Source organism: Arthrobacter sp. UYEF20, assembly GCF_040546335.1.
Taxonomy (GTDB): Bacteria; Actinomycetota; Actinomycetes; order Actinomycetales; family Micrococcaceae; genus Arthrobacter.
Genome location: NZ_JBEPNP010000001.1, coordinates 301,030 through 320,667, shown reverse-complemented (window position 1 = coordinate 320,667; position 19,638 = coordinate 301,030). Strand labels below are relative to the sequence as shown.

At 62.0% G+C, this 19,638-nt stretch carries 17 protein-coding genes; 9 read left to right on the top strand and 8 right to left on the bottom strand.

Features of this window, described 5'->3' with window-relative positions; translation table 11 throughout:
• Positions 1-144 precede the first annotated feature (144 nt).
• The 6 genes from ABIB26_RS01555 (at position 145) to ABIB26_RS01530 (ending at position 8,470) form a co-directional block, all read left to right on the top strand.
• Entirely contained in the window at positions 145-1,743 is a 1,599-nt protein-coding gene (locus tag ABIB26_RS01555; RefSeq protein WP_354238926.1) for an ABC transporter substrate-binding protein, read from the top strand.
• A gap of 126 nt (positions 1,744-1,869) precedes the next feature.
• Positions 1,870-2,826, top strand: coding sequence for a thioredoxin-disulfide reductase (gene trxB / locus ABIB26_RS01550; RefSeq protein WP_354238924.1), 957 nt, complete (start codon positions 1,870-1,872; stop codon positions 2,824-2,826).
• 38 nt (positions 2,827-2,864) lie between these two features.
• Positions 2,865-3,191, top strand: coding sequence for a thioredoxin (gene trxA, locus ABIB26_RS01545; RefSeq protein ID WP_354238922.1), 327 nt, complete (start codon positions 2,865-2,867; stop codon positions 3,189-3,191).
• A gap of 4,330 nt (positions 3,192-7,521) precedes the next feature.
• Positions 7,522-7,698: a transposase gene (locus ABIB26_RS01540; RefSeq protein ID WP_354238921.1), complete on the top strand. Its 177-nt coding sequence runs from the start codon at positions 7,522-7,524 to the stop codon at positions 7,696-7,698.
• A complete protein-coding gene (locus ABIB26_RS01535) occupies positions 7,695-8,018 on the top strand; it encodes a transposase (RefSeq protein ID WP_354238919.1) in 324 nt (107 codons plus the stop codon). The genes ABIB26_RS01540 and ABIB26_RS01535 overlap by 4 nt, the downstream gene beginning before the upstream one ends.
• A 41-nt stretch (positions 8,019-8,059) precedes the next feature.
• Positions 8,060-8,470 carry a transposase gene (locus tag ABIB26_RS01530; RefSeq protein ID WP_354239277.1) on the top strand — a complete coding sequence of 137 codons (411 nt, stop codon included), beginning with the start codon at positions 8,060-8,062 and terminating at the stop codon, positions 8,468-8,470.
• 847 nt (positions 8,471-9,317) lie between these two features.
• Here ABIB26_RS01530 and ABIB26_RS01525 read toward each other — a convergent pair.
• From ABIB26_RS01525 to rpmH, 8 genes are all read right to left on the bottom strand, one after another.
• Entirely contained in the window at positions 9,318-10,574 is a 1,257-nt protein-coding gene (locus ABIB26_RS01525; RefSeq protein ID WP_354238917.1) for a ParB/RepB/Spo0J family partition protein, read from the bottom strand.
• Between the two features lie 68 nt (positions 10,575-10,642).
• Positions 10,643-11,710, bottom strand: coding sequence for a ParA family protein (locus ABIB26_RS01520; RefSeq protein ID WP_354238915.1), 1,068 nt, complete (start codon positions 11,708-11,710; stop codon positions 10,643-10,645).
• Positions 11,711-11,796: 86 nt separating this feature from the next.
• Entirely contained in the window at positions 11,797-12,447 is a 651-nt protein-coding gene (rsmG, locus tag ABIB26_RS01515; protein ID WP_354238914.1) for a 16S rRNA (guanine(527)-N(7))-methyltransferase RsmG, read from the bottom strand.
• 17 nt (positions 12,448-12,464) lie between these two features.
• Positions 12,465-13,043, bottom strand: a complete 579-nt coding sequence (locus ABIB26_RS01510; protein ID WP_354238913.1) for a Jag family protein — start codon at positions 13,041-13,043, stop codon at positions 12,465-12,467.
• Positions 13,043-14,020: a membrane protein insertase YidC gene (yidC, locus tag ABIB26_RS01505; RefSeq protein WP_354238911.1), complete on the bottom strand. Its 978-nt coding sequence runs from the start codon at positions 14,018-14,020 to the stop codon at positions 13,043-13,045. The genes ABIB26_RS01510 and yidC overlap by 1 nt, the downstream gene beginning before the upstream one ends.
• Positions 14,021-14,036: 16 nt before the next feature.
• Positions 14,037-14,444: a membrane protein insertion efficiency factor YidD gene (gene yidD / locus ABIB26_RS01500; RefSeq protein WP_354238909.1), complete on the bottom strand. Its 408-nt coding sequence runs from the start codon at positions 14,442-14,444 to the stop codon at positions 14,037-14,039.
• Positions 14,437-14,847, bottom strand: a complete 411-nt coding sequence (gene rnpA, locus ABIB26_RS01495) for a ribonuclease P protein component (protein WP_354238907.1) — start codon at positions 14,845-14,847, stop codon at positions 14,437-14,439. Before rnpA ends, yidD begins: the two co-directional genes overlap by 8 nt.
• A 41-nt stretch (positions 14,848-14,888) precedes the next feature.
• Positions 14,889-15,026 carry a 50S ribosomal protein L34 gene (rpmH, locus tag ABIB26_RS01490; protein WP_003800212.1) on the bottom strand — a complete coding sequence of 46 codons (138 nt, stop codon included), beginning with the start codon at positions 15,024-15,026 and terminating at the stop codon, positions 14,889-14,891.
• A 464-nt stretch (positions 15,027-15,490) separates the two neighbouring features.
• Between rpmH and dnaA the strand changes: the two genes are divergently transcribed.
• From dnaA to gnd, 3 genes are all read left to right on the top strand, one after another.
• Positions 15,491-16,912, top strand: a complete 1,422-nt coding sequence (dnaA, locus tag ABIB26_RS01485) for a chromosomal replication initiator protein DnaA (RefSeq protein ID WP_354238905.1) — start codon at positions 15,491-15,493, stop codon at positions 16,910-16,912.
• Between the two features lie 608 nt (positions 16,913-17,520).
• Positions 17,521-18,645: a DNA polymerase III subunit beta gene (dnaN, locus tag ABIB26_RS01480; protein WP_354238903.1), complete on the top strand. Its 1,125-nt coding sequence runs from the start codon at positions 17,521-17,523 to the stop codon at positions 18,643-18,645.
• A 96-nt stretch (positions 18,646-18,741) separates the two neighbouring features.
• The gene (gnd, locus tag ABIB26_RS01475) at positions 18,742-19,626 is read left to right on the top strand and encodes a phosphogluconate dehydrogenase (NAD(+)-dependent, decarboxylating) (RefSeq protein WP_354238901.1); all 885 of its coding nucleotides are present in this window, start codon (positions 18,742-18,744) and stop codon (positions 19,624-19,626) included.
• The last annotated feature ends 12 nt before the right edge of the window (positions 19,627-19,638 follow it).

The window sequence follows — 19,638 nt, the reverse complement described above, 5'->3', positions numbered from 1 at the left end:
TCAGCGGCGCGGACACGCGATCGGCTAGGATCGAAGACTAACAAGGGGAGTTGCAGACCAGGGGTCAACCGGCTTTACCGGGGGACTTGCGGTCACTGATGAAGTGGTCAGGCCAGCAGTTCCCGGACAGTCTAGGAGGAACCCGTGTCCCACCCGATCGATGTCGGATCAGTACTCGGTGGCCGCTACAAGGTCACCGCCACCGTACTGGCCTCGCATGACCAGGATCTGGTGCTGGACGGTGTTGACCAGGTGCTGAATCGTGCCGTGAGCATCCTTGTAGCCGGCCCGGACAACGCCGACCAGGTAGCCCGGAGTGCCCGCGAAGTGGCCACAGGTGAACGGCCCGGCCACGTTCAGATCCTCGATTTGGGCGTCAGCGCGCACACGACGTACTTGATCACCAGCCACACCTCTGCGGCCGATTTGCTGGATCTTGTGGTCTCCTCCAACACGCCCTACGTCGAACCGTTCTTCACGGACACGCTGGGCAGTGAGATCTTTGGACAGGCCCGCTCCCAGGAACCCGAAACGTACGACGGACTCTACGACGACGAGGAAGTAGACGCCGGGTACATCGACTACGGACAAAAGCAGCCGCCGGCTGCCGCTGGACAAGTGCCGCCGCCGGTTCGGGCCCCCCGCGGGCCGTCGCTGCCGGCGTCGAGCCCGTCCGCCGGTCCAGCCGCCGCTGCCGGGATGGCGGCGGGCCCGAAGACGGCGCCGCAGGAGACGACCCCGCACACGACGGCACCCCAGCCCGTTCAGGAGGCGGGCGCCGCCCAGCCGACCACCGTGCAGCCGGGCGTACCGGCCGGTCAAGCTGACTCCACGCCGGCGTCTCCGGCCGGGAATCCCAAGGTGTCCTTGTGGTCCGACGACGATTACGGCTACGCGGGTCCGGCTGAACAAGATCACGCCTCCCAACCGGTTTACCCCGCCACCGCTGCGACTGCTGCCGGGGCCGGGATTGCTGCCGGGGCCGGGCAGCTTGCCCCGGAGAAGGACCGCACTCCGCGCACTTTTCCCGCCGCGGCGCGGAATACCGACGCCGAGCCGGATGAGGACTACTACGCAGAGGATGAAAGGCCGCAGCGCGAACCCCGTTCCATGCGCTGGCTCGTAGGTGGCGTGCTGGCGGCCGTCCTGGTGGTCGGACTGATCTTTGCCGTAACGAACCTTGGAAGCCTCTTTAAGAGCAGCCCGCCGCCCGCCGCGGGTAGCAGCTCCTCGGCGAGCACTCCGGGCGCAAGCTCCGGAAAGCCTTCGCAGAGCTCCAGTTCTGCGCCCGTGGCCGGGCCGCCGGCAATCGAAAGCGTCACCCGGATCGGCAACTTCGACTTCGCAGGAACGTATGATGCGGATCTGTCCAAGACCTTTGACGGAAACGGCGCCAGCTTCTGGTCCGACATGGAGTTCGCCACGGACGACTGGGGCGGTCTTGCCAGCGAGGTTCCGCTGGCTGTCAAGCTCAAGGGGCCGTCCGAGGTTTCCTCGGTAACGTTGAGCCAATTGGGCGCCTCCGGCGGAAACATTAGCGTGTTCACCAACGACCGCCCTTCCTTGGACGGAGCCAAGCAGGTCGGGAGTAACAGCTTCACGTCGCCGGACCTCACCATCTCCCTGCAGAAGCCGGTCACCGCACAGTATGTGATCGTGTCCATCAAGACGCTACCCAAGCTTGCAGCACCCAAGACCCGCTACGGTTTTGGTCTGCGCCTGGCCGAGATCAAGGTCCAGTAACCCAAGCCCGTAATCCGGCGCGCACGCCACCTGGTTCCATCGGAATATTCAGCACCAAGTAGTAGTTGTGCCATGTGGCCGGCCACCCAGGCGGGCGCATCGACAAAGGAAGAGGTTCACCGTTCAGTGAGCAACGCAGAAAACACCGCGTCCGAAGTACGTGATGTCATCATCGTCGGCTCGGGACCCGCGGGCTACACCGCCGCGGTGTACACGGCGCGCGCCAACCTCAAGCCGCTAATGCTCGCAGGTTCGGTGACCGCCGGCGGCGAGCTCATGAACACCACCGACGTCGAGAACTACCCGGGATTCCCCGACGGCATCATGGGCCCGGACCTGATGGAAAACTTCGAGAAGCAGGCTGCCCGATTCGGCACGGAAATCCAGTTTGAAGACGTCACCGAACTGGACCTCGACGGCGACATCAAGACCGTGACCATCGGAACGGGGGAGACCTTCCAGGCACGGTCTATCATTCTTTCCACCGGTTCGGCCTACCGCGAGCTGGGGTTGCCGAATGAGAAGCGCCTTTCAGGCCACGGTGTCAGCTGGTGTGCAACCTGCGACGGTTTCTTCTTCAAGAATCAGGACATTGCCGTGATCGGTGGCGGTGACTCCGCAATGGAGGAGGCGCTGTTCCTCACGAAATTCGCGAAGTCCGTCACCGTGGTGCACCGCCGCGATGCCCTCCGTGCCTCCAAGATCATGGCCGACCGTGCACTGGCCCACGACAAGATCAAGTTCGTCTGGAACACGGGAGTGGAAGACGTCCTGGGCCAGGACAAAGTCACCGCGCTGCGGTTGAAGAACCTCGTCGACGGCACCGAAACCGAACTGGCCGTTACAGGCGTTTTCGTAGCAATCGGCAACGATCCGCGGACGGATCTCGTCAAGGGCAAGCTGGATCTCACTCCCGAGGGAACCATTTCAGTCGAGGGACGTACCTCGAAGACCAGCCTGAGGGGTGTCTTCGCAGCCGGCGATGTCATTGATCCCACCTACCGCCAGGCCATCACGGCGTCAGGTTCGGGCTGTGTGGCCGCCCTCGACGTCGAACACTATCTCGCCGATTTCCACGCCTAAACGGCGCGCAGCAACCAACTGAAGAGAGAGACAAGGTTATGAGCAACGCAAAAGATGTAACAGACGCCAGCTTCAGCACTGATGTGCTGGCCGCTGATAAGCCCGTCATTGTGGATTTCTGGGCCGAATGGTGCGGACCCTGCCGCAAGCTGGGACCGATCCTCGACGAGATCTCGGTTGAGTACAGCGAGAAAGTAAATGTCGTCAAGGTCAATGTGGACGACAACCCGGGCATCGCTGCGGAGTACGGCATCACATCCATCCCGGCGGTTTACCTGTTCCAAGGCGGCGAGGTCAAGAGCACCGTCATCGGTGCCCGGCCCAAGCAGTATTTCGAAAAGGAATTCGCGGACGTTCTGTCCTAGTCCTTCAGTCGGCGCCGTAAGCAATCACGGCAAGCCTCGGAGGCCCCACTTCCTGGAAGTGGGGCCTCCGTTTTGTGCTCCCAGATTCCCGTTTACGAGCCAGCGCGTAGGCGTAAGGGGTCTCGGGGATAGCCTGCGACACGCGGGTCCGGGTCCCCGGCGACGCGGGCTCGGGGATACCACGGGTCACGCCGGCGAGATTTCCTGCAGTTGATCTAGGTTGAAAGACTGCCGGGAATTCCGTGGATGATCCGTGCTTGACTGAGCTTTTTCCCTTGACCCGGGGAGGGGAGAGGGCTCACTCAAACCGCCTGCCCTTTGCGAAGTCCTCTGTTTCACGTGAAACATCGACGGCTAGCGGCAGCCCCAAACTAAGTGTGCGGGGCCTAGAGGTCATTTTCGTTTGTTCGTCGGGGGTTGAGGCCCAATCTTCGCCCGGGAGGACATGTCCAGTCTACGTGCTCGGGACAGGGCATGGCCCGAATATGTCCATCGGCTGGCCCCGGCACGGGGCATGTTCTGACCGGTGGTCACTTTCCTTCGGCCGTCGGGGTCAGGCTGCCGGGTGCATGCTCAAACCTGCTCAGGCGTGGCAGCTAATCGTTGAGGCCGGTGGCGTATTCCGGTCGACCCGGCCGGCTGGTCGAGGCCCTTGAAACCGCCGCCGGGGAGGGCCTGGCGCGCCACCGCCTGCGGCCTCTACCCCACCGACCCCAGCGCCTGGACCTGACCCCAGACGAACTCACGAAGATTCCCACTAGCCAATGTGTCCCTTGTAGGACCACCGTTCCGGGCTGAAAGTGTTCTTTTGGACAAGTTCTTAGGGTCGAACCCGCGGCGGGGACCAATTTGTTGTCTAACGAGAGACTCATGGGCAGCAGCACTTCGGCCGGGCGCGGACGCGATGGATTCACCCCTCCTCATCTCAGCTTTGCGGTCCGTACATGCGGGGGATTCACGTGAAACACGCATTACAGATCTGCTGACCTTTCGTTTCATCCGGGAAACCACCCGGACGCACAGTCGGAGGATCTGGTTCGAAAGGCAACTCAGCCGCGTCGGACGGTGACGGATCCGACGGTGACAGATAGCCTTCTAAATCGCAGTGACCCGGTGCCTGATAGGAATCAAATCTTGACCGAGGCAGCACCGTTTCGAAACGAAGGCGGCCACAACGAGCGACGCCCAACCATTACCGGGAATCGTTTCACGTGAAACATTGACACGGAGCAGGGCTGGGACAGGAACCTTTGAACGCAAGACACGGCAGCAATGATGGAAGGCCGGAAGATCTTGGGTTCGGTTTCCATCAATTTCCCATATTTGGCTCTGCGCGACGTCCTGTCTTGTTTCACGTGAAACATCGCGCCCGGCCACCGGGGGACAGGACGTCTGGCGAACAGGACCGCGGAAGGGCTCCTTCGGCAGCGATGTTGACGAGCAATGCACCCTGAGATCCAGAGGAGGAATACCCAATATGGAACTCTCGGATAATCCGAAGGGCGGATGACGGCATACGGGCCACCGACATCAATGTGTAGATCCGGAACTCAACCTCGCAGGTGATCATTAGTGGCTCCACGTGGGACTGCAGCTACTCCACCATCGAGGTTCATCCCCAGTACCGGGGGCGAGGAATCTCTCTCCCTTCATCCCTTCCGCATTCGCCAACCGCCTGCCTTCGGCACGGCCTGCAGGCCACGCACTGGCGGAGGAGTCAAAGCAACCGGGAGGCACCGTGTTGCGGTCCGCACGGGAGTCAAGCTGAACAACCAAAAACTGCCCCAGGCGGTTTCACGTGAAACATGGAGCGGACGGCTGTGGTGTCTGGAGCCGGCAGTGGAGCGGTAATGCGGGATTTGATTCCGGGCCAATACCTCGGCGAATCCTTTCTGCCGCAGCCCGGGCTCGGAGCCAACATCCTGCTGCCAGTCCGAAAAGAACATTTTCAACCCGGAACCGGCGTCCGGCAAGGACACAAAGCTAGTGGTCATTTTCGATAGTTCTTAGGGGGTTGAGGCCCAGTCTTCGCGCCCAGGAGGACATGCCCAGTATTCGCGCCCGGGACGGGGCATAACCGGAATATGGCCATCCGCCGACCCCGGCGCGGGGCATGCCCGGTCCGGTGTTCATTTTCGCTTAAGTCGTCGGGGTCAGGCTGCCGTGCGTACTCGTGACTGCTCAGGCGTGGCAGCCAGTGGTTGAGTCCGGTGGCGTATTCCGGTCGACCCCGCCGGCCGGTCGAGGTACTTGAAACCGCCGCCGGTGATGTCCTGGCGCGACACGGCCTGCGGCCCCTACCTCAACGACCCCACCGCCTGCCCCTGACCCCCGACGAACTAACGAAATTGCCCACTAGCCAATGCGTCCTTGCCGGACGCCCGTTCCGGGCTGAGAATGTGATTTTCGGACTATTGATTTGCCTCCGTCACCTGATTGCGGAAGCTCACGGACCACGAGCCTCCGCCTGCGCCTACGGAAGGCGACGACAGGGGTCCCGGGGAACGCCGTTGATCCACCACCCGCCCGATTTCGGGAGAGCCTGAAGCATGCAGGCCGTTGCGGCGTGCACAGACTTGGGCTGGCGGGATCCGTGAGCACCGGAACGGATCCGATGACCCTTGGTACAGAAGACGCCTGGGAACCTGCGGAACACACGTCGCCGGTGCAGAGCTCCAACAGGGGCCAGGGACCTGTTTTGGCGGAAGGTGCTGTCCGCTTGGCACGGCCGGCCAGTACAACCCGGGCCCCGTGCGCGCACGGCGACTCCTGCCGCTCGCGTCTTCACAGTTAGCACTATGTCGAACCGGACCCGTCACATTGCGGGGAGGAGCAGCTGAGCCAATAGTGGGATCCGAGACCCAGACCATGGCCGGCTCGCAGAAAATATCTCAGCAGCTAGCTCTCCTGCAGGCTCTATCGGGCTCTGCAGGGTGAGCCTTACAGTCCTACATTCGTGCTCCACGATGAGCAGATAGTCCAGCATGAGGCAAGCCTCCAGACGTGGTGATGGAGAGGCCAGGTCACGGACTACTACAGGGCACCATGGTTTTCCACTATCAGTCACCGAGAGACGACAGACGGTGGTCGTATAGTGGACGATGAAGAAAGCCATAACTGGAACTACACTGCTAGCGCCTGCACTTGGGAAGCCCGAAACGAGGGTTTCCGTTGCCACGCCTCAGTCCCGTCAGAGCCGGAAACCTTGCGTTCACGGTGACAGATACAGCGGACTGACAAGTTTTCCACAGAAGTTATACACACTGTTGTCCACAGGCTATGAGTGATTTCTCACAGCTCAAAACATGGCCGACTACACTCCTCGTGGGAGAGTCGCTGGCAGCAGAGTGGTTGACGGCAGTTGGGCGGACCGCACGAGGTCGGCACCTGCGTCTGGAACTGACGATTTCCCTCGCTAGTTGACCCACCGGAGAGCGCTAGATCGGTTCAAAATTAACCGGTTTCTAGGGATTTTGTTGGTGGGCCCGGGTGTGCATCCACTCATCTCTGGCAAGGCTGAGAATGTTTCACGTGAAACAGCGAAGGGCCAGAACGGCAGACCTGAGAATGGCGAGGGCAGGCAGCGACCCGGGGTCAGCGGGTACCCACTCAACTTTCGCTTTCGTCCCGACTAATCCACAAAGTTATCCACAGGAATATCCACCGCGATATCCACGGCTACGGACCTGTTGATATTAGGTCCGGAGCTTCGGAAGTCGCCTGCATGTTCCTTGGCGTGTCAGGGCGTCCGCCCGATGGGGGACACATTCACTCAGTAACGCGGCAAGAATGCAGTCCGGGGGAACCCGGCTCGCAAGCGTTCAGGCGTCCGCCAGGCACCACCGACTCGACGTCAACTTACGAGCTCGGCGGCGGCGACCGTTTCGGAAGCCGGAGCAGCGCGCTAGGAAGCTATTGTATTCACCTGCCACTTTCCAATGGCCTGTCCGAAAGGAGGCCGGACCCCTGAGCAGCTACTCATCTCTCAGCTACGGCCGGCCTGGCAGACTCGATCCGATGCGGGACAGAAGTGAGTTTCGATAGCTGGTCTCGGCTAGTCACCCCACTGGATGCACGCCTCCATCTGGGGAGCGGTTACGCCCACCAGCTCTGGCACCAGCTGGCACTGGCTCACAGATCTGGCCCGCAGCTCGCCCACAATTGCTACTCGCTCCGTCGCTCCATGACATCCGCTTGCTTCATTGTTGGCATCGCACCAAGGCGCTCATGTCCTGTCCGCATATTGATCTCGAAAACTACGCACCGTGGGCTCACGGGTTTCGTCCCGCGGGGTGGTGTATTTTTCGCGGTTGGTCATTGCCTGGGCAACGTGCTGCTCGTCCTGCTTGGCCAACTGATATTCACCGAGGTCTCCGAACGGATCCGTGCCGCCACCGAATCGCCGTACACCCAGCTCATCGAGGCGTACGCGACCGCGTTCACCGGCGCCGCCCCGTTCGAGCGGACGGGGGAACGCACCACCGACCGCAACGGCAGCCAGCCATGAAACTGGCGACTAACGCGGGCGATTTGAATCTGAAGAGCCCGAAGCCGCGGAACGGATCGTTCTCCCCGACCCTGCTGAAGGGGCGCCGCCGAGTGGACCAGGCCCTCTACGCGGTCGTGATGGAGGCCTACCTGCGTGGAGTCTCCACCCGCAAAAGTCGACGGTCCGGTCGAGGCCCACGGGGCCGATACCGGGATCTCCAAGTCCGAAGCTTCCCGGATTTGCGAGGACCTGGACCACGAAGCGGCGCGTTCCAGGACCGCCCAGGACCGCGACTCTCGGCCATGGAGTACCCCTATGTGTTCCTAGACGCCACCTGACGCAAGGCCCGCGTCGGCCCCGGGTCGTGTCCCAGGCGATCATGGTCGCCTTCGGTGTGGCCGCCGACGGGCGGCGGGAAGTGCTTGGCTTCGACGTCGGCGACGGCGAAAACGAAACGTTCTGGACCGCATTCCTGCGGTCGCTGAATGCCCGCGGGCCGGCCGGCGTGAAGCTTTTTCATCCCCGATGCCCCGCGGGGCTGAAGAAGACCATCTGGACGGCGTTCCCGGACACAGCCTGGCAGCTCTGCCGGGTTGATTTCATGCGCAAGGCGCTCTCCATCGCGCGAAAGGATCCCGGGAGATGGTCGCCTCGATCCTCCGCATCGTCTCAGCCCTGCCCGATGCGGGTACGTGGACACCCAGTTCGACGAAGTCGCCCGGATGCTGGCCACATGCCATACAAAGATCGCCGCGATGCCCGGCGACGCGCGCCTCAGGTAGCCCAATGACCGCGTCGCTCCGCTGGGGCGCCGACAACACCCCGGGTCGATCAATGCCTCCTGGGCCCTCAGGGTTCCCCACCTGGGGCCGCCGACGCGATTCAACCGCGGGCGGGCAAGCCGACGTTTCCTCCCGGCAGCGGGCGGCCACCACCTCTGTTTCACGTGAAACATGGGAGCATGTTTCAACGGCCACACGTTGGCGATCTAACCAACCAATCGGCCAAGGCAACGATTCTGATCCCCGCCACCCCAGGGTCTATGACAGTGAACATTGCACCGCCCTAGGGGCGACTCATGTCCAGGCTGCGGAAGCCGACATTTGGGTATTCAGATCGTGGCCCTCCACTTCAACCGTCGCGTTCTGACCGCCCAGAGTGTCCGGGCAGACGCGGGGCTACAGAACCGGGCATCACATTTCCGAGCCGGCCGCCGTCATTGTCCGTGCGCTCGAGTCCTGCTCCGGTATGGGGTACTGCCAAAAGACCACTGCGCGCGGTTTTGTTTCACGTGAAACAGTGCCCCGTCCTGCATGTCGCCTGCGTCTCCGTCGGGCCAGTTGACCGCCTTCATCGGATCCGTTGTTTCCCAGCCACGGTCTGAGTGCACACCTCCGAGTCGGAGTGTCAACGAGAACTTCAAAGAGAACTGATCCGCTATCGTTGCCGCGTATCCGGCCTCGAATGTAGTTCCCCCAGTTACCGCTAACCCGCCCTAGCCGGGTCAACGAACGCAGCCTCAACCGAGCGTGGGAACAGCAGCTATCAAACCCTACGGCTGCATGCACCGGCTGCGACAAAGGGATCATGTTTCACGTGAAACATGGTCCCTTTGGAAAGGTGAAGAATATTCCAGGCTAGCTGGACGCCCCCGGAGTCAGAACGTCCATGATCCGGTTGAGGTCCTCGACACTGGCGAATTCGATGCTGACACGGCCTTTTCGTGCACCCAGGGAGATCTTGACATTGGTGTCGAGGCGGTCCGACAAGGACGAGGCAAGGTAGTCCAGGCGCTCGTGCCGGGCCCCCGGACGGGGGATGTTGTTCTTCGCGTTGGCTGCGGGGCTCTGGTACAGCGTCACGGCCTCTTCAGTGGCTCGGACCGACATCCCCTCGGACACGATCTTCTGCGCCAGGCGCTCCATCGCAGCAGCGTCGGGGAGTGCCAGCAGGGCCCGGGCGTGGCCTGCAGAGATAACACTTGCCGCCACGCGACGCTGGACAAGCGGCGGAAGCTTCAACAACCGGAGCGTGTTAGACACCTGCGGACGTGAACGACCGATGCGGTCCGCCAACTGCTCATGGGTAGTGCCAAAGTCTTCCAGGAGCTGCTGGTATGCGGCCGCTTCTTCGAGGGGGTTTAGCTGGCTGCGGTGGAGGTTCTCCAACAGGGCGTCACGAAGCAGGTCATCATCCGTGGTGTCACGGATAATTGCCGGGATGGTTTCCAGCCCTGCGGCCTGTACTGCCCTCCAACGGCGTTCACCCATGACCAGTTCGTAGGGCTCACCACCCTTTTCGGTTGAAGTGCGGACCACAATTGGCTGCAGGACGCCGATTTCCCGCACAGAGTGAACAAGCTCCGCCATGTCGTCCTCATCGAAGACAGAACGAGGCTGTTTGCGGTTGGGGTGGATATCGGTGACCGGAATTTCCGCGAAGCGGACGCCAGGTACTTCGACCAGCTCAACGCCGGAGTCCGAGCCAGTGTCGGATCCATCGAAAGCGTTCGAAGCTTGAGCGGCAGAACCTTCAGCGGCAACCTTTGGCGCAGTCTTTTCGGCGGAACGTGCCGGCGCCTTCTTGGCCAGGGCGTCACCAGCCAGCGCGTCATCAGCCAGGGCGTCACCAGTCGAGGCGGCTACTTCGCCTTCGGCCCCAGCCGCCGACGTCGCGGGCAGGATTCGTGACGCTGCTGCGGCATCCGCCGCAATGCCGGTATCATTCCCTTCGGCTGCAACTGCCTCCGGAGCAGCATCCCGCTTCCGGGCTTCAGGGAAGAACAGATCCACAGGACGGGACGGCGCTGAACCGTTTCCGGAACCGTTAACCGAGGCGGAACTTGGAATGAGTGCCCCAAGTCCACGGCCAAGGCCGCGTCGCTTATCGCTCATGCCTACATCCCTCCATTGGAAGAGCCGGGCGTCGCCGGGCTCTGGTTAGTGCAATTCTTGAACAGATTCTAGCGTTCAGCGATTTCCGCCGCGGCTTCCAGATAGGATAGCGCGCCACTCGACGACGGGTCATACGTCATCACTGTCTGCTGGTAGCTGGGTGCTTCAGAGATGCGGACGGAGCGGGGGACAACGGCTCCGAGCACCTGTTCCGGAAAGTGCTCGCGCACTTCGGCGGCCACCTGTGCGGCGAGGTTTGTGCGGCCGTCGTACATGGTCAGAAGGATGGTGGAAACAACCAGATCCGCGTTCAGGTGCTTCTGGATCATTTCGATGTTCTTCAGGAGCTGACTGAGACCTTCCAGCGCGTAGTACTCACACTGAATCGGGATGAGCACCTCGTTGGCTGCACAGAACGCGTTGACCGTCAGCAGGCCCAGGCTCGGTGGGCAGTCGATGAAGATGTAGTCGAGGCGTTCCTCGCCGTTCTTGGCGCGTTCCTTGGCGTATACGTCGATGGCGCGGCGAAGCCGCTGCTCACGGGCCACGAGGCTGACCAGTTCGATTTCGGCGCCGGCCAGGTGGATTGTGGCCGGGGCACAGATCAAATTGGCGATATCCGGGCACGGAGCCACAACATCCTGCATCGGGAGATCATTGATCAGCACGTCATAGATGCTGTCGACGTCGGCGTGGTGTTCTACGCCAAGGGCTGTCGAGGCATTTCCCTGCGGATCGATGTCGATCACGAGCACATTCAGGCCTGCAGCGGCCAGTGCGGCAGCAATGTTGACCGTGGTGGTCGTCTTGCCCACGCCGCCCTTCTGGTTCGAGACGGTGAAGATTCTGGTCTTCTCCGGTTTCGGCAGTTCGCGGCCCAGCAGGCGTTCACGGCGCTTGTTTTCGTGCGCGAGTTCGCGGGCGATCGGACTGGAATCATCGATGGAGTCCAGCACGTTGCCGCTGACGGAAACGGTGGTTTCACGTGAAACGCTCGCCATCCCGGTGTTCATGGCAACCGTAGCCAGGTGATTTCCGGAGAAGACCCGAGCGGCGGTGGGCGCAACAAAGGACCGTGCGGACCCCAGAGACACAAACGGGGGGATCCGCTGCGTGGAGGCTTCGCTACTTGTCACTGTGACACACTCACTCTCATTCGGCTTTTGCTGCCGGTTACTAGCCTAACCTCTTCGCCTTGAACTCTCAGGGCACCGGGCTGATGCTAGGCAATCTTTTGAGGCTTATTCACAACGATTCGGACGACGGTTGTGGGTTCCTCAAGGAAGTCCTCACCCACCACCACTATTGAAGTCTGGGTACCGCCCAGCTTACGGATCAGCTTGGCGGCCTTCTCAATTTCCTCGCCGGCGCTGCGTCCCTTGATGGCGACCACTTCGCCCTTGCCGGCCAGCAGCGGAATGGTCAGTCCTGCGAGATTGCTCAGCGCGGAAACGGCGCGGGCAGTGACGACGTCGGCATCCACCATACCCACGGCGAGTTCTGCCCGGGTGCGCATGATCGTGACATTTTCCAGGCCCAGGTCATCGACGACTTCCTGAAGCCAGATGACGCGCCGCTCAAGCGGCTCGATCAGTGTCAGTTCGAGGTCCGGCCGGGCAATCGCCAGGCACAGGCCGGGCAGTCCTGCCCCACTTCCGACGTCGGCCACGTGGGCGCCCTGGGCAATCTGGCTCTCGATAACAGCACAGTTCAGCACGTGCCGGCTCCACAGCCGCGGCACTTCGCGCGGTCCGATCAGGCCGCGCTCAGTGCCGGAAGTGGCCAGGTGTTCCACATAGCGCTTCGCCAGGTCCAGCCGGTCACCGAAGATGGACTGTGCGGCCTTGAGTTCGTCCGCGGTAATTTCAACCATCAAGCTATCCGGCGGATTCAGTCTGCGGAAACGACGATGTGCCGGTCGGCACCTTCGCCTTCGGACTCGCTGACGAGTCCAAGGTCAGCGACGGCGTCGTGCACGATCTTGCGCTCGTAGGCGCTCATCGGTGCCAGGGCCACGGCCTCTCCGGACTCCTTGACAGATACGACGGCGTCCTCCGCGATCTTCTGCAGTTCGCCGGCACGCTCAGAGCGGTAACCGTTGATGTCCAGGACCAGGCGGGAGCGGTTCTCCGTCGCCGACAGGACGGCCAGCCGCGTCAGTTCCTGAAGGGCTTCGAGGACTTCACCCTCCCGACCTACTAGGTTCTCCAGACCCGCCGATTCTTCCTCGGCGACGATCGAGATATAGGTACGGCCGTTGCGGATCTCAATGTCAATGTCGCCGTCGATGTCGGCAATGTCCAGCAGTTCCTCGAGGTAGTCCGCTGCCACGTCGCCTTCTTCTTCCAGGCGGCTGGCGGAAACGCCTTTCTCCGGGTTCCCCTCCGAGTCCAGGATTTCCTGCTGGGACTCGTCCTGGTCCTCGATACCCTCGGTGGAAATAGCGTGTTCGGTGCTCTCGGCGGACATTACTTCCTCTTCCTGTTTTTACGTTGCGGCTGGACGCGCTGGGCCCTGGCCTCGATGACCGCGGCGGCGGCGGCCTCCGCTGCCTCCGCGTCGGCTTTCTTCGCGCCCATCAGGGGCAGGGCCGGCAGGCCCCGGGCGGCCCGGCGTTCGGCCAGGGCCTTGGCTGCGGGGGACCCCGGCGTCGGCATGCGGCGGATCACGAAGAACTGCTGTCCCATGGTCCAGAGGTTCGTGGTGGTCCAGTAGATCAGGACACCGATGGGGAAGTTGATGCCACCCACACCGAACACGAGCGGCAGGATGTAGAGCATCATCTTCTGCTGCTTCATGAACGGGCTGGCCATGGCCTCTTCCGACATGTTTTTGGCCATGATCTGCTTCTGCGTGATGAACTGCGACGCCGTCATGGCGAGGATCATCACGATCGACAGGATCCACACGGCAACCTCGCCGCCTGCGGTGCTGCCGTGAAGCAGCGACGCCGAAAGCGGGGCGCCGAAGATGCTCGATTCATCGAACTGCCTGACCTGCTCGACGCTCATGGCACCGATGCCCTGGCCGCCCGCCTTGGCAGTGCTGATGCCGGAGAGGACCTGGAACAGGGCGAAGAAGAACGGCATCTGGATCAGCATCGGCAGGCACGCCGAGAACGGGTTGGTGCCGTGCTTCTTGTACAGGGCCATCTGTTCCTGCGCCATGGCCTGGCGGGACAGCTGGTCGGACTTGCCCTTGTACTTGTCCTGCATCTTCTTCAGGTCGGGCTGCAGGAGCTGCATGCCTCGCTGGGCCTTGATCTGCTTGACGAAGACGGGAATCAGGGCGGCGCGGATGACCAGCACCAGCCCGATGATGGAGAGTGTCCAGGTCCAGCCGTTCGCGGCCGGCAGGCCGATGACGCTGAGTCCGTCATGGAACCCGACCATGATGACTGAAACCAGCCACTTGAACGGGGCCATGATTGTTCCAAAGATGTCCATACGATATCCCTATTCGTTAGGCCGCAAGGCGGCCTTCTCCATCAGTCTGAGCAGCCAGGTACTTGTCCGGATTGTTCAGCACAACAATTGTGGGGGTCTGGTTTTCAGGCCATTCCCGGTGACCGGCGGGGACGTGGTCCACACCACCGGCGTTCCATGGATGGCAGCGCCCGAGGCGCCTGGCAGCAAGCCAGCTTCCCTTGACGGCACCGTGGACGGTGATCGCCTCGAGAGCGTAGGCCGAGCAGCTGGGGAAGAAGCGGCAGACCTGGCCGTAAAGCGGCGAGAACACTTTGCGGTAGGCGATCAGCAGCACGATGAGGATATTGCGGGGCAGGTTCCAGACCGCAGCGCCCAAACGACTCAGAGCGGATTTCGGAGCATGCTTCGGATCAGGGACGACGGCGGCAGTTGAGTTACGCACGCGGGGTCCCTTCCTGTGTTGTCTCGTAAGAAACTGATGAAGCAGCCTGTGGAAGGCGGTTGCCCAGCCGTTTCATTGTTGTCTCCAAAGCGGCGTCATAGTCGGAGAGCAGTTGGTCCCAGCTGGCAGCCGCCGCGGCGGGCAGGGCCCGGACCACGATGGCAAACCCGCTGCCGTATTTCTGCAACGACAATGCGCCGGCTTCTCTCAGTCTCCTCTTAACGAGGTTCCTGACAACAGCGTTCCCGACACTCTTGGAAACGATGAATCCGATCCGGCTTGGTTCATCGGCAGCGAGAGCTGCCGTATATAACACTACGTTCCGGCGTCCATTGCGGACACCGGAACGTACAGTTGTTGAAAAATCGGTTGATGTCCTCAGACGGTTCCGGGTGGCTAGCACCGTTAAACTCGCACAGGGATGTGGACCGACGAGTCAGGTATTTAGGCCGACAGCTCGGTGCGACCCTTGCCACGACGGGCTGCCAGGATGGCACGGCCGGCACGGGTACGCATACGAAGGCGGAAGCCGTGCTTCTTGGCTCGACGGCGGTTATTCGGCTGAAAAGTCCGCTTGCTCACGTTAGTTACTCCAGTGGATCAAAGGTGCGCCCACCCGATCAAGGGGAAGAACTGGTCGACGCTAAGTTTTGTATGTGCCGCTTCCCTCGACTCGCAAGACGCGGAGCGTCGGGGAGAGATTCAACTGAGGTCAAAAAGCGTACACATGGGACGTCACAACGTTAGGGCTTGACGGCACCCGGAGTCAAACCGGGGGACGGCCCGCAACCTTTCCCCAGCTGTGGCTAACTCACGTCCACACCTGTGGATGAAGTGGGTCACGGCCCCGGTTTTCGAACTACAACGGTGTGATTATCCACAGGACAGACCCTAGCTATCTTCTAGGTTTTTCATCCCCTAGAGTGGCTCAGTAGCCAATTATCCACGGACTGTGCATAACCCTGTGGATTAAGCCGGGCCCAGCGCACTGGTTCGGGTCTTGTGGCTGCAGCTAATGCAGGCAAGCAAGTTTGAGGAACTGATTGATGACAGTAGACGAAGCCAACCAAGCCAACACTGTCGGAAGTTCCTGGCGGAGGGTAGTGAGCCTTCTCGAGAACGACCACCGTGTAACACCAAGGCAGCGCGGCTTTGTCATCCTCGCTCAGGCGCAAGGGCTGATCGGTTCGACCCTCCTGGTGGCGGTGCCCAACGAGCTCACCCGTGAGGTCCTGCAGACCCAGGTCAAGGAAGCTCTCGACGATGCGCTCCGCAACGTCTTCTCCGACGAAATCCGCTGCGCCATCGACGTCGACACCGATCTGGTCCCGCTGCACACCGAGCCGGAGCCCGTCGTCGAACTGGCCCTGGCAGCGGACGCGGCCGTGGAGCTGAAGCCGCAGCCGATGCTGCCGAGCACTTCCCACGAATTTGGCCGCCTCAATCCGAAGTACGTCTTCGATACCTTCGTGATCGGTTCTTCCAACCGCTTCGCCCACGCCGCCGCCGTCGCCGTGGCAGAAGCGCCGGCCAAGGCCTACAACCCGCTGTTCATCTACGGCGACTCCGGACTGGGCAAGACCCACCTGTTGCACGCGATCGGCCACTACGCCCGCAGGCTCTACAGCGGCATCCGGGTCCGGTATGTGAATTCCGAGGAATTCACCAACGACTTCATCAACTCCATCCGCGACGATGAGGGCACCAGCTTCAAGACCACCTACCGCAACGTCGATGTGCTGCTGATCGATGACATCCAGTTCCTGGCCGGCAAGGACCGGACGCTGGAGGAGTTCTTCCACACGTTCAACGCGCTGCACAACAACAACAAACAGGTGGTCATCACCTCCGATCAGCCGCCCAAGCTGCTCGCGGGCTTCGAGGACCGCATGAAGTCACGTTTCGAGTGGGGCCTGCTGACCGACATCCAGCCGCCGGAACTCGAAACCCGTATTGCCATCCTCCGGAAGAAGGCCCTCAGCGAGGGTCTTTCTGCCCCGGACGATGCCCTGGAGTACATCGCGTCCAAGATCTCCAGCAACATCCGCGAACTCGAGGGTGCGCTGATCCGTGTCACCGCGTTCGCCAGCCTGAACCGCCAGCCGGTGGATGTGGCCTTGGCCGAGATGGTCCTCAAGGACCTCATCACCGACGACGGAGCCCAGGAAATTACCTCGGCGCAGATCCTCACGCAGACAGCCGACTACTTCAAGCTCAGCATGGAGGAGCTTTGCAGCAAGTCGCGCACCAGGACGCTCGTGACCGCCCGGCAGATCGCCATGTACCTGTGCCGCGAGCTCACGGACATGTCGCTGCCCAAGATCGGCCAGGAGCTGGGAGGCCGCGACCACACCACGGTGATCCACGCTGACCGCAAGATCCGCGAACTGATGGCCGAGCGTCGCGTGATCTACAACCAGGTGACCGAGCTGACCAACCGGATCAAGCAGCAGCAGCGCAATTCCTGAACCGTCCGGCCGCGCACACCTACCTTATTAACAGGCACCTGTGGACAACCCTGTGGATAGTTAAGGGGACAACCGCCCTTAATGGGCTTAAAACCCTTAAGCCGCCTGTGGATCGGCACCAGGGCCAAAAATGTTATCCCCATCCACACCCTGTTTAAAACCTGCTCCACCCACAGTCCATGAACAGGGCTTAACCGCGGAATCGCACCGCGAAACGGGGTTATCCACAGTATCCACAGCAGTTATTAACACTACTAATCCCTAGAAAATGAAATTCCCTCAAATAACAGTTTCTTGTTCGCCGCCTCAGACCGCCACGGCCCGTTCCGGCCACGGCCGGAAACCAGTGCGGAACCCAGTGCCGGAAACGGGGCCCAGGGCCGCCGGACCGAACCACACGGATGTAACCCATGGATGGGAGAACCGACGGGTTGGGGCTAAGCTGTCTGCAGTGCGTCCGTCCCGGACTTAATTTGTGGTTCCCAGCTGGGCCATGAACCCCGGGAAGCAGGCACGTCCCTTCCTGCCGGAGTTCGGTTGCCCGACCGAACTCCGCGGCAATCCGGCGATTTAGCGATGACAGCAGCAATGAAAGGCGGCACCCTTCCGTGAAGTTCAGAGTCGAACGGGACGTCCTGGCAGAAGCCGTGACATGGACCGCCCGGTCGTTGTCTCCGCGGCCGCCGGTACCCGTACTTTCCGGGCTGCTGCTCAAGGCTGAAGCCGGTACCGTGAGCCTCTCGAGCTTCGATTACGAAACGTCCGCCAGGCTCGAAATCCCCGCGGACATCTCCACGGAAGGCACCATCCTGGTGTCGGGGCGCTTGCTGGCAGACATCTGCCGCAGCCTCCCCTCAGCCCCCGTCGACGTCGAGACTGACGGCAACAAAGTCACGCTCACGTGCCGCCGAAGCAGCTTCCACCTCGCCACCATGCCGGAGGCCGAATACCCGCCGCTGCCTGCATTGCCCCCGATCAGCGGCACCGTCCCAGGGGATTCCTTCGCCCAGGCGGTTTCCCAGGTGATCATCGCCGCCAGCAAGGACGACACCCTGCCGATTCTCACCGGCGTGCGGATGGAGATCGAGGACGATCTCATCACCCTGCTGGCGACGGACCGCTACCGGCTGGCGATGCGTGAGGTTCCCTGGAAGCCGGTTACGCCCGGGATTTCCACGAGCGCCCTGGTCAAGGCCAAGACGCTCAATGAAGTAGCGAAGACCCTCGGCGGCAGTGGCGACATCCATCTTGCCCTCGCCGCGGATGACAGTCGGCTCATCGGGTTCGAGAGCGGCGGCCGCACCACAACCTCACTTCTCGTCGACGGCGACTACCCCAAGATCCGCTCGCTCTTTCCGGACTCCACACCGATCCACGCGACAGTGCAGACCCAGGAGCTCGTCGAAGCGGTACGGCGCGTCTCGCTCGTGGCCGAACGGAACACTCCGGTCCGCCTGGCCTTCACCCAGGGCCAGCTGCACCTTGATGCCGGCACCGGCGAGGATGCCCAGGCTTCCGAAGAGCTCGAGGCCCAGCTCACCGGGGAAGACATCACGGTCGCCTTCAACCCGCACTATCTGGTCGAGGGTCTGAGCGTGATTGAAACCAAGTACGTGCGGTTCTCCTTCACGGCGGCACCCAAGCCGGCCATGATCACGGCCCAGCACGACGCCGAGGGCGAAGACCTGGGCGACTACCGCTACCTAGTCATGCCCGTCCGTCTCCCCAACTAGCTGGCAGTTGTTGTCGCTTTGGACCGCGAAAACGACAACTAATGCGAGTCAGTTGGGTGCATACCGCCCACCCCAACGCAGAAAAGAGTTCATACCGTGCACATCGGACTGATCGGCCTTGGAAAAATGGGTTTCAACATGCGCGAACGGCTGCGCAAGGGTGGAATCGAAGTCACCGGCTTTGACCGGAACCCGGACGTCGCGGACGTGGCGAGCGTGGACGAACTCCTTGCCGCCGTCCCGGCGCCCCGCCTGATCTGGGTAATGGTCCCCTCCGGAGATATCACCGACGCTGTGATCACCGAACTCGGAACCAAGCTCGACGCCGGCGACCTCGTGATCGACGGCGGCAACTCCCGCTACACCGAAGACCAGAAGCACGGAGCAGCCCTGGCCGCTAAGGGCATCCACTTTGCCGATTGCGGTGTCTCCGGCGGAGTCTGGGGTCTCCAGAACGGCTACGGGCTGATGGCCGGCGGCGACCCCGCCGACGTCGAACGGGCACTGCCGGTCTTCGACGCGCTCCGCCCCGAAGGCGACCGCGCCGACAGCTTCGTCCACGTGGGCGGCGTCGGCGCCGGGCACTACGCCAAGATGGTCCACAACGGCATCGAGTACGGCCTGATGCAGGCCTATGCCGAAGGCTACGAACTCCTCGCCGCCAAGGACATCGTCACGGATCTGCCCGGAACCTTCCGGGCCTGGCAGAAGGGCACGGTTGTCCGGTCCTGGCTGCTGGATCTCATGGTCAAGGCCCTGGACGAAGATCCAGGACTGGAATCGATCGACGACTACGTCGAGGATTCCGGCGAGGGACGCTGGACCGTGGAGGAAGCGATCGCCAACGCCGTGCCCGCGCCGGCCATTACGGCAGCGCTGTTTGCCCGGTTCTCCTCCCGCGAGGACAATTCACCCGCCATGAAGATGGTGTCCGCGCTGCGCCACCAGTTCGGCGGGCATGCCACCCGTCCGGCAAAATAGTCCTGCCCTGAA

Coding starts and splice junctions, on each gene's coding strand:
- trxA (WP_354238922.1), top strand. CDS start 2,865: ATGAGCAACGCAAAAGATGTAACAGACGCCAGCTTCAGCACTGATGTG.
- ABIB26_RS01535 (WP_354238919.1), top strand. CDS start 7,695: ATGAAACTGGCGACTAACGCGGGCGATTTGAATCTGAAGAGCCCGAAG.
- ABIB26_RS01530 (WP_354239277.1), top strand. CDS start 8,060: ATGGTCGCCTTCGGTGTGGCCGCCGACGGGCGGCGGGAAGTGCTTGGC.
- ABIB26_RS01525 (WP_354238917.1), bottom strand. CDS start 10,574: ATGAGCGATAAGCGACGCGGCCTTGGCCGTGGACTTGGGGCACTCATT.
- rsmG (WP_354238914.1), bottom strand. CDS start 12,447: ATGGTTGAAATTACCGCGGACGAACTCAAGGCCGCACAGTCCATCTTC.
- ABIB26_RS01510 (WP_354238913.1), bottom strand. CDS start 13,043: ATGTCCGCCGAGAGCACCGAACACGCTATTTCCACCGAGGGTATCGAG.
- yidC (WP_354238911.1), bottom strand. CDS start 14,020: ATGGACATCTTTGGAACAATCATGGCCCCGTTCAAGTGGCTGGTTTCA.
- dnaA (WP_354238905.1), top strand. CDS start 15,491: ATGACAGTAGACGAAGCCAACCAAGCCAACACTGTCGGAAGTTCCTGG.